This window comes from Litoribacterium kuwaitense, from assembly GCF_011058155.1.
In the GTDB taxonomy this organism is placed as follows: Bacteria; Bacillota; Bacilli; order Bacillales; family DSM-28697; genus Litoribacterium; species Litoribacterium kuwaitense.
Map to the genome: position 1 here is coordinate 20446 of NZ_JAALFC010000039.1, position 10430 is coordinate 30875.

Below are 10430 nucleotides of genomic sequence, written 5' to 3' on the forward strand. Positions count from 1 at the left end.
TTAAAGAGGGAACAAAGTAATGCTTAAAAAAACCTTAAATCTAAACTGAACCGTTCATAATGGTTGCTAAAATAATAGCCAATAGATGAATAAGCCTAGCATGGCCAATAACGTTATGCTATAAATAATCGTTAAATACATAAAGCTTTTTTTCGGCGTGTATTTCTGATCCTTTGGCCGAAACCCGATCATGATCGTGCCGACAAGAGCGATAATCACGAAGGCACCGATCAGCGTATATAACACAGGATACATAAACGTCACCTCTTTTCATTTGACAAGTTGATTTCTTTACTATCAAGGTGATTGACAACATTAAACTGGTGTACAATCCAGTGACCATCAATGCATTCCAAGTCTGTCAATCCGCCATGGCTTAAACGAGTTTTTCCTGACCCATAAGTACCTTTCGTGACAAAAGCTAAAACACCATTGATAACGCCTCCATGAGTGACAACTAACACTTTCTGCTCTAGGTATTCTTCATGCAGCTTGTGAAGACCTCTCATCACTCTCTCTTGCATCGCGAATAACGTTTCCTCATAAGGATAGCGCCGATCAGGATAGCTTTGACGGCATTCTTCAATGGTCAAGCCCTCTGCCATACCGTAATGCCGCTCTATAAAAGCATCCTCTACGATAATTTGGCGAGGACCAGCAATGAACGCAGCGGTTTCCCGTGCCCGAGCTAGTGGACTAGACACAACACAATCAAACGTCATGTCTTTTAAAGCACGTCGACAGTACTCTGCCTGCTTTACCCCCCGATGATTCAATAGAATATCCGTTCGCCCTTGCACCCTTCCTTCTCGATTCCAATCTGTTTCACCATGGCGGACGAGCAATACTTTTGTCATGTCTTGATCACCTCTTTTCACCACTTCTCTTATCGTATCGAACCTAATGACCAAAAAACAATCCTAAAAACGCACAGGAATGTGAACTTTTAAGCAGATAAGTTGACAAGCCTTGCAAATACGTTACACGTTAAAAAAACGCCTCTGCCAGACGAAAAAAATATGTTGCCACTTATTCAATTCATGATGCGCTGAGAGACGCATATTGGACACGTATTCTAACTAAATATGCAGGCATTACACAAGATTCCTAAGAGCATGAGACGATGACAGAGATCGCAACAAACAGAGATAAGACGCCCCCGAAAGGACGTCTCTTAACAAAATAAACTATTGATTCGCTGACCAAGCTTCTGCCCGCTTTTGCAGTTCTTCCAGAAACGCTTGTGGGTCTGGGGTATTGCCATTGTGCGCTTCACTCACAAAACGATTGATTTCCGGTACGATGTCACTTGTAAAAAACGGATTCGCTTCATCTAACAATGATGTCTCGGCAATATCCGCAATTTCCATCGCGACCTTCATATACTTATCTTCTTCATTGACGAAATCCGCATTCGCTAACGTCGGTGTCGCCGTAAAGTTTTCATAGCGATATTCTTGTACTTCTGGCCCCGCTAAAAACTTCATGACCTCCCATGCCGCATCAACGTTTTGGGCATCCTTTGCCATAATAAACGGATCGACAGCCACCCAGCCTTCACCATTTGGTCCTAGGTTTTTCGACACTGCAAAACGTTCAAGAAGTGTCGTATCTCCGCTTTCTCTAAATTCACTCATCGTTGACGAACCAGCATGATCGAGCGCAATCCCGATGTTATTTCCCTCCATCCCGAAGTTTTCAGCACCTTCACCGTTGATAAAGGCTGGCGGCGCATATTTAGCTGCCTCACCAAGCCAATTCATGACCTCGACCATTTCCGGAGAAGTGAGCTGCCAATCGAGATTTTCCGGCTCGGCAAGCGATCCTTCAGCGCCAGCTGCACCTAAAGCATGGCTTAGCGCGACAATCGTTGAGCCGTTTATTGCCGTTCCATTAAACCAAAGACCGTAGTTTTGCTCACCAGTGACTGGATTCGTGCCCGTCATCTGCTTGGCCTTCTCTAACACTTCTTCAGGCGTTGGGTTTTCTGATAAATATTCAACGCCCCAATCGTCAAACAGCTTTTTGTCGAAGATTGTTACTCGGCGTCCAAGGACAGCTGGAAGTCCAAAATGCGTTTCTTTATCAAATGATTTTGTACTGTAAGAATCCTCCCAAACCCCTTCGAGATAAATGCTCGAATCAAAGGTATCATCTTGTTCGATTAAATCATCAAGTCCTCTAAGCAATCCTTGTTTAGAGTACATCGAGGCAAAAGCCCCGCCTGTGTAGATGACATCAACGTCCCCCGACTGCAATAACGCATTCATTTTCGCTTGTGCATTCTCCCATGGCACCGTCGTCAATTCCATCTTAATGTCTGGGTTGTCAGGATAAAACGACTCTTCCAAAAATGTATTCAAGCCTTTTGTCTCGTTTCCTGTAATGGCATCCAGCCCATCCTCAAGATTCCACCCTGCCAAAGCGACCCTGACCACTTTTGCATCTGGGTTGGTCGACGTAGCATCATCTGATGAACATGCCGACACGAGTAGCAACACTGCCATACCAATTACACCGAACCACTTTTTCATACATTTATCCCCCTTTTTAGGCTTTAATGCCTGTTTGCGCAATGCTCTCTACAATATATTTTTGTAAAAAGAGATACACCGTAATGACCGGAAGCAGCGATACCGTTGTGGCGGCCATAATGATGGACGGTAAATTTGCATTCCCTTGATCATACGTAAACATCGCCATACCTAGCTGGACTGTATATTTATCTGGTGTCGATAAAACGAGCAATGGCCACAGCAAATCATTCCATACCGCCAAAAACTGAAGGATCGCCATCGTCGAAATAATCGGAATACACAAAGGTAAAAAGATAGTGAAAAATACCCGAAACTCTCCTGCTCCATCAATAATGCCTGCTTCGCGCAATGTACCGGGCAATTGATCAATAAACGCTTTAGATAAAAATGTACCGAAAGCAAAATTGAACGCAGGTAGATAAAAAGCCAAATAGTTATCAAGCAAATTTAAATTCGCAAATAAAAGGTACTGAGGAATCATCGTCATTTCAAACGGAATCATCATCGTGCTTAACGCTGCCACTAAGACAAATGAGGCTCCCTTAAAACGCAGCTTTGAAATGGCATACCCTGAAAAAAGTGCTGATGACAAGCTGATGACGATGACACCAACCGACACCAATAAAGAATTCAGCATATATTTTAACAACGGTACATTTGTGAAAGCGGCTTCATAAGGCTTTAAAGAAAAATCCTCTGGCCAAAATCGCGGAGGAAAAGGAATATTTAACCGTGCTTCCCAGTCAAAACTAGTCATGAGCATCCAGACAAAAGGGATGATCATAGTAATTGAGCCTATAAGCAACAATGCGACAAGCAGAATACTTCCCTTCTTTTTTCGCAGCCGTACGGTCAGCGTCTGTGTTTGCTCAGTTACGAGTGAGGCTTCACTGCTCGTTGCTTTCATCATCATCACCTCTCTTTAGTTGTTACCGATTAGGGTCTTTATTGACTTTTAAGAGCAATAGCGTAAAGCCGAGAATGAGAATAAATAGGAGGTAAGACGCTGCTGTAGCCACACCCATCTGCGGTGAAACAAAGGCATTTCGGTATATATATAAAACTGAGGTCATGAGAGATCCCCCGGGGTTCCCTGCGGTCCCTCCAATCAGCCAAATATCAGTAAAACGTTTCATCCCATTAATTGTTCCAATAATGACCATAAACATGATGATCGGTTTTAAAAATGGGATCGTGACATACCACCATTTTTGAAAGAAGTTTCCGCCATCAACATCAGCCGCTTCATAAAGCTCTTTCGGTACACTCGTTAGCGCAGCAAGAAAAATAATCGTATTATACCCAAGCATTCCCCAAAGGGTCATTAAAACAATACTGAATCTTGCGACATTTGGATCGGTAAACCATCCGACGGGATCAATGCCGAACCAAGATAAGAAGTAATTCAAAAGCCCTTGCTGATCTGGATAAAATAAGAGTGAAAATAAAATACTTGTCGCAACTAAAGAGACAACATTTGGAAGAAAATAAACGGCTTTAAAAAAATTTCGCCATTTCGGCCACGTCACATTATAGATTAATGTGGCTAAGATAAACGACAAGCCTACACCGAGTAATACCGATAATGCCCCCATATAAATGGTGTTCCAAAGAGACCTCCAGAAAATGCTGTCTTGAAAAACGTACATATAGTTGCTTAACCCGACCCACTGCTCGCCTTTCTGGAAGCTCATGATAAATGCGTAAACCATTGGATATACAGCAAATCCCGCCACCCCCAAGACAAGCGGTAGAGAGAAGATCCATCCAGCCCAATCAGTGCGTCGTATCTTTAGCTGTTGCATGGCTGTCCTCCCTTTCTTTATTTTTTTAAAATATTAACACAACAGTATTTGCATGTCTACATTATAATGTTATATCTAAAATATAATTTCAAAAATTCTTTTGCAAACCTTTTTAATAGCTTAAGCGACAACCACACTGATCATTCTTAATAATATATAAAACATGCCCCCTTTATTTTTCAGCACGTCCACACTTAAGCGCCTTTTACCGATAAGAAAGACGCCCTCATGTCAGGACGTCTTAAAGTGTGCGTTGAGCCTATACTTGTTTTTTCTACACGATATTTAATGTAGGACTTTTCAGCCTAGCTTGAACATGTTTGTCAGCCCAGAACAAAGAATCGATGGAATCCTTTGCTTATGAGAGGACGAGCGCCGGAAGACAACACGCTGACGGGAGGACGCTGTTTCTGACCTGTTGCTTTCCGCTGACAAGTATAAACCAGCTTGCTTTCGCAGCAAGCCTCTCTTCTCGTAAATGGGGAACATGTTATGACCCCCCTCAAGGAAGCGAAGAAAGTCGGCTGTGCTGTTTTCCCCTTCTTTTTAGCTGGATAAACAGCTGTTCTGCCTGTTCACTCGGGCAACGTCGATCGTTTTCACTGAGGATGACCAACAATGGGTTTCCATTTGATCTACAGATTTCAACGAGGATGCTCCCAAAGTATGTCGATATTATTCAAGTCGTCGTGAATTAGCCACTTTATAAAATAGTATCCGATGTCACCGACGCCTAAAAGGCTGATCCAGTTCGTAATCGAACGTAACGCTGTGTCACAGCAGCTTTAAAACGTTTCGTATGTCCAATTGTCATAAAGCCGCCGGTCAGCCAATCCGTGCGTCGTCGATCGTTTTCTGTACTTATCATGAGTAGTAAAATGGATCATTATGTTATGATGGAGTAGATCTTGCAAAAGAATGCCTTACATTTTATTCACTTGATTTTTTATCAGAATTTTTTTCTAAAAATTCTCTAAATCCTCTCCCCAATCACAGATGGAATTTACAACAGGTTCTAGAAGTAAACCAATTTCGCTTAGTTGATACTCTACTTTAGGAGGTACTACCGGGTATACAACTCTAGTAATGATGTCATCTTCTTCTAATTCCCTTAATTGTCTAATTAACATACGTTGATTGACATTGGGAAGGTATTTTTGTATTTCACTTAACCTTAATGGAGATTGTTGGAGCAAACACCATATAATCGCTATTTTCCAACGTCCACCTATAACAGATAAAGCCAAATCTTTACTAGTGAAAAAAGTTTTTTCTTTATAATGAATCATCATATAAAATCACTTCCTTCTATATAATCATTTTGTTTATAGTGACAAAAACGTCAGTATTGTCTAGTCAATTATAATATGTTGTGATTATAAAAAAGTAAATTAGAAAATAAAAGAAAGAAGGGATTCCATTGAAAAGTAGAGCTGCTGTTGCATTTAAGCCAGGAGAGCCACTTCAAATTGTAGAAATAGATGTAGAAGAACCAAAGGCAAAAGAGGTCTTAGTAAAAATTTTATATACCTCCGTCTGTCATACAGATGCTTTTACCTTATCAGGTGATGACCCAGAAGGCGTATTTCCTGCTGTACTAGGGCATGAAGGTGCTGGTGTGGTCGTTGCTGTAGGGGATGAAGTGACTTCAGTAAAACCTGGGGACCATGTTATCCCACTATACACAGCTGAATGTAGAGAATGTAAATTCTGTCGTTCTGGAAAAACAAACTTATGTAGTGCTGTACGAGAAACACAAGGTAAAGGTTTAATGCCTGATGGAACAACTCGCTTCTCTTATAATGGAGAGCCTATTTATCATTACATGGGAACCAGTACATTTAGTGAATATACAGTCGTCTCGGAAATCTCTTTAGCAAAAATTGACAAGGAAGCGCCGCTTGATAAAGTTGGTCTATTTGGCTGCGGTGTGACTACAGGTATTGGTGCTGTACACAACACAGCAAAAGTGGAAGAAGGAGCTGTAACAGCTGTATTTGGTTTAGGCGCCATCGGATTAGCCGCTGTTCAAGGATTGGTCCAAGCAAAAGCAAGCCGAATTATCGCTATAGACTTAAATGAGGATAAGTTTGAATTAGCTAAAAAAATGGGCGCAACTGATTTTGTAAACCCTTCTAAATTTGATAAACCAATTCAAGAAGTCATTGTTGAAATGACGGATGGTGGAGTAGATTATAGCTTCGAGTGTATTGGAAATGTTGAAGTAATGAGGTCTGCTCTTGAATGTTGTCATAAAGGATGGGGTGAAAGTACGATTATCGGTGTAGCAGGCGCAGGCAAAGAAATTCATACTCGTCCATTCCAATTAGTGACCGGTCGAGTATGGCGTGGCTCTGCCTTTGGCGGCGTGAAAGGAAGAACGCAGCTTCCAGGAATGGTTGAAGATTATATGAATGGTAAAATTGATATCGATTCGTTTATCACACACCACTTAAACTTTACAGAGATTAATGAGGCATTTGATCTGCTTCATAAGGGTGAGTCAATCCGTACAATGTTAACATATGGAGAGTGAGAAAATGAGTCTTAACCTAATTAAAAAGCATCATTCTTTCGGTGGAGAACAATGTAAGTACCGCCATTATTCAGAAGTCTTACAATGTGATATGACATTTAGTATCTACTTACCATCAAATGAAGAAGAGAAAAAAATTCCTCTTATTTGGTGGCTATCTGGCTTAACTTGTACAGATGATAATTTCAGTCAAAAAAGTGGCTTTCAAAGTTTGGCTGAAAAATATCAAGTGGCAGTCATGATTCCAGATACTTCACCACGTGGAGAATATGTTGCTGATGATGAAGCATGGGACCTTGGACAAGGGGCAGGTTTTTATGTAAATGCAACACAAGACCCATGGTCAAAGCATTATCACATGTATACGTATATCGTCGATGAATTAACAGCGATTGCGTCAAATTTAATTCCTCATTTTTCAGGAGAAGAAAGTATAATGGGGCATTCCATGGGGGGGCATGGTGCTTTAGTCATTGGCATGAAAAATGCTGCGAGATTCAAAGCGATCTCTGCCTTTTCTCCTATTGTCAGCCCTAGCCAAGTCCCATGGGGAATAAAAGCCTTCTCCTCTTATTTAGGTGAAGATAAAACGTCTTGGAAAGAATGGGATGCTTCAGAACTTGTCAAAGAAAGCGGTCTGCCGCCTATTCTCATTTCGCAAGGAACTCAAGATGAGTTTTATCCACAACAATTAGATGAAACGACTTTCCTAAAAAACGCTCAAGAACATCACCAAATAGTAAATTATAAGAAAATGGACGGATATGATCATAGCTATTTCTTTATTGCTACTTTCTTAGAGGAACATTTCGCTTTTCATATGGAGTCCTTAAGATAATTCTTTTTCACGAAAAATATCCACATTGAAATTAATGTGGATATTTTTTGATAACTGAATGTGCTACAATTTAAGTTTAATGTCTAAAAGAAGAAATGGTTTGGTTTGAAGATGGGGTAAGCTAATTGGAGGTTATCTTTAAATTGGATTTTAAAAGAATGCTAGTCAATGACTGTGTTAAACCATACTTATTAAAAGCCCGTTATGGAATTGAAAAAGAAAGTAAACGGGTTGATTTATCAGGAAATTTAGCTAAAACAGATCATCCTAAAAGTATTTCACTACGAGATGATCATCCGTATATTCAGCGAGATTTTTCAGAAATACAGATGGAAATGATCACACCTGTTACTGAGACATTAGACGAACTGTTTGATTACTTAGCAGCGATCCACGATGTTGCTTATCGTTCTATGGGTGAGAATGAAATGCTTTGGCCGTTAAGCATGCCGCCAAAGTTACCAGAGAAAGACGAAGATATTGTCATTGCGAAATTGAAAAATGCTGAAAATGTTCGATACCGTCAATCTTTATCGGATTCTTATGGCCGTCGTAAACAGATGCTTTGTGGTGTTCATTTTAATTTTGAATTTGGTGATGAGCTCATTCAGGCGTTATTTAGCACGCAATCGGAAATTAAAGATTACCAGCATTTTAAAACAGAGATTTACCTAAAAGTCGCAAGAAACTATTTACATTATCGATGGTTAGTCACTTATTTTTATGGAGCTTCTCCTAGTAGTGAAAAGAATTTTTTTGAAGATGATTCTTTGAATGAAGTAGTAAGAAGCATTAGAAGTAGTAAATATGGTTATACAAATTCAGTTGATGTTAAAGTGTCATATTGCAGTATACATGACTATGTATCCGATATTTCTATGATGGTTAAAAGAGGGCTTCTATCAGCAGAAAAAGAGTTTTATTCACCTGTTCGTTTAAGAGGTGGACATCATGTTTCAGATTTGGAAGAGCACGGTGTCAACTATTTAGAATTGCGAAATATTGATTTAAATCCTTTCGAAAGGTATGGATATAGCTATGAACAAGCAGAATTCCTCCACCTTTTCTTAATTTATTTACTATGGAAAGATGAAGGGGAGCATTGTGATGAATGGGTAAAAATGGGCGACTTTTACAATGATATAGTGGCTCTTGAGCATCCATTAGAGCATACAAAGTTTGAACTAGATGCTAAAAATATCATTGATGAAATGGAACATTTAGTAAAGACCTTAGATTTGCCTGTTTCAAATACGTTATTTGCTCATCTGAGAGAAATGCTAATGGACCCAAGCAAGACTTTATCTGGAAGACTTTATACAGAAAGCCAAAAAAGTAGTCAAGGACAAGTGGCTACTTCGATTGCTAGAGAAAATTATATAAAATCATGGGATAAACCCTATCAATTAGCAGGATTTACTGACATAGAGTTGTCCACTCAGAATTTAATGTTTGATGCGATTCAACAAGGAATTCAAGTAGAAATCTTAGATCGACAGGATCAATTTTTGAAGCTGAAATTACAAGATCATGTTGAATATGTAAAGAATGGTAATATGACAAGTAAAGATCATTATGTTGCCACTTTAATCATGGAAAATAAAACTGTAACAAAGAAAATTCTTCAACAACATGGACTCATTGTGCCGAAAGGTGAGGAATTTCAGTCGATTGAACAGGCTTTATATTCCTATGAACTCTTCTCCGCCAACCCTTTGGTTGTGAAGCCTAAAACAACAAACTATGGATTAGGAATATCAATCTTCAAAGAAGGCGCCAGTTACGAAGATTATCAAAAAGCCATTACACTAGCATTTAAAGAAGACGCTTCTATATTAGTAGAAGAATTTCTTAATGGAACAGAGTATCGATTTTTTGTAATAAATGATCATGTTCATGCTGTTTTATTAAGAGTTCCTGCGAATGTGAAAGGTGACGGTAAACATACAATCAAAGAGTTAGTCATGCAAAAGAATCGTGACCCATTACGAGGCAGAGACCATAGGACGCCTTTAGAAAGTATTCAATTAGGTGAACTGGAGAATCTTATGCTTAAGGCTCAAGGGCATCGAACGGATTCAATTCCAGAGAATGATGAAATTATCTATTTACGAGAAAACTCTAATATTAGTACCGGGGGAGACTCGATTGATGTGACAGATCAAATTCCTGATGATTATAAAAAAATAGCCGTGGATGCGGTAGCCGCACTTGGAGTTAAAATTTGTGGTATCGATTTAATTATTGAAAATACCGAAATTCCTGCAACTAATAAAAACGCTTATGGAATTATTGAAGCCAACTTTAATCCATCCATGTATATGCATATCTATCCCTATAAAGGAACGTCTCGACGTTTAACGATGCATATCATACATTATTTATTCCCTGAACTAATACAAAGTCAGTCAAATGAGGGACACTAGTAGCCGCAGGTTGGTAATAAAGTTATTGACTGTTCAAATCTCAAACATGTTGAATTGCGTCCTGAGTAAGGACAGAGTTAAAATAATCTGGTTTAAGTGAAGTGTGTTGTAAAACAATAATATTAGAGAAAGAAAGGAGATTGAGTAATGTTTACTACTTGAGTTAATTTCATAAGTCCCTTTTTAAAAAAAGTGTAGAGTAGTCCCTTGGTGTTTTACATGTTTTTTTAAAATATATCGTGCTTTAATTCACGCTGCCTTGGACATTTGTTCTGCTTTCATCTTTTT

General features: G+C 39.3%; 10 protein-coding genes. 3 read left to right on the forward strand and 7 right to left on the reverse strand.

Annotation, left to right across the window (positions count from 1 at the left end; all coding sequences use genetic code 11):
* Window positions 1–66: 66 nt before the first annotated feature.
* The 7 genes from G4V62_RS15685 to G4V62_RS15715 form a co-directional block, all read right to left on the reverse strand.
* On the reverse strand, window positions 67–255 hold the full coding sequence (locus G4V62_RS15685; RefSeq protein ID WP_165203834.1) for a hypothetical protein: 189 nt from the start codon (window positions 253–255) through the stop codon (window positions 67–69).
* Between the two features lie 5 nt (window positions 256–260).
* Entirely contained in the window at window positions 261–857 is a 597-nt protein-coding gene (locus G4V62_RS15690; RefSeq protein WP_165203836.1) for a histidine phosphatase family protein, read from the reverse strand.
* A 330-nt stretch (window positions 858–1187) separates the two neighbouring features.
* Entirely contained in the window at window positions 1188–2534 is a 1347-nt protein-coding gene (locus tag G4V62_RS15695) for an extracellular solute-binding protein (protein WP_165203838.1), read from the reverse strand.
* Between the two features lie 16 nt (window positions 2535–2550).
* Window positions 2551–3447 carry a carbohydrate ABC transporter permease gene (locus tag G4V62_RS15700; RefSeq protein ID WP_376768317.1) on the reverse strand — a complete coding sequence of 299 codons (897 nt, stop codon included), beginning with the start codon at window positions 3445–3447 and terminating at the stop codon, window positions 2551–2553.
* 19 nt (window positions 3448–3466) lie between these two features.
* Window positions 3467–4342 (reverse strand): carbohydrate ABC transporter permease, encoded by an 876-nt coding sequence (locus tag G4V62_RS15705; RefSeq protein ID WP_165203840.1) that lies wholly within the window; start codon window positions 4340–4342, stop codon window positions 3467–3469.
* A gap of 502 nt (window positions 4343–4844) precedes the next feature.
* Window positions 4845–4961: a hypothetical protein gene (locus G4V62_RS20035; protein WP_312855511.1), complete on the reverse strand. Its 117-nt coding sequence runs from the start codon at window positions 4959–4961 to the stop codon at window positions 4845–4847.
* Between the two features lie 343 nt (window positions 4962–5304).
* Window positions 5305–5634 carry a winged helix-turn-helix transcriptional regulator gene (locus tag G4V62_RS15715; protein WP_165203842.1) on the reverse strand — a complete coding sequence of 110 codons (330 nt, stop codon included), beginning with the start codon at window positions 5632–5634 and terminating at the stop codon, window positions 5305–5307.
* Window positions 5635–5762: 128 nt separating this feature from the next.
* On the opposite strand from G4V62_RS15715, the gene G4V62_RS15720 reads away from it, so the two are divergent.
* The 3 genes from G4V62_RS15720 (at window position 5763) to gshAB (ending at window position 10142) form a co-directional block, all read left to right on the forward strand.
* Complete coding sequence (locus G4V62_RS15720) at window positions 5763–6878, forward strand: S-(hydroxymethyl)glutathione dehydrogenase/class III alcohol dehydrogenase (RefSeq protein WP_165203844.1); 1116 nt, start codon at window positions 5763–5765, stop codon at window positions 6876–6878.
* A 4-nt stretch (window positions 6879–6882) separates the two neighbouring features.
* Window positions 6883–7716, forward strand: a complete 834-nt coding sequence (fghA, locus tag G4V62_RS15725) for an S-formylglutathione hydrolase (protein ID WP_165203854.1) — start codon at window positions 6883–6885, stop codon at window positions 7714–7716.
* Window positions 7717–7859: 143 nt separating this feature from the next.
* Window positions 7860–10142 (forward strand): bifunctional glutamate--cysteine ligase GshA/glutathione synthetase GshB, encoded by a 2283-nt coding sequence (gene gshAB, locus G4V62_RS15730; RefSeq protein ID WP_165203846.1) that lies wholly within the window; start codon window positions 7860–7862, stop codon window positions 10140–10142.
* Window positions 10143–10430 lie beyond the last annotated feature (288 nt).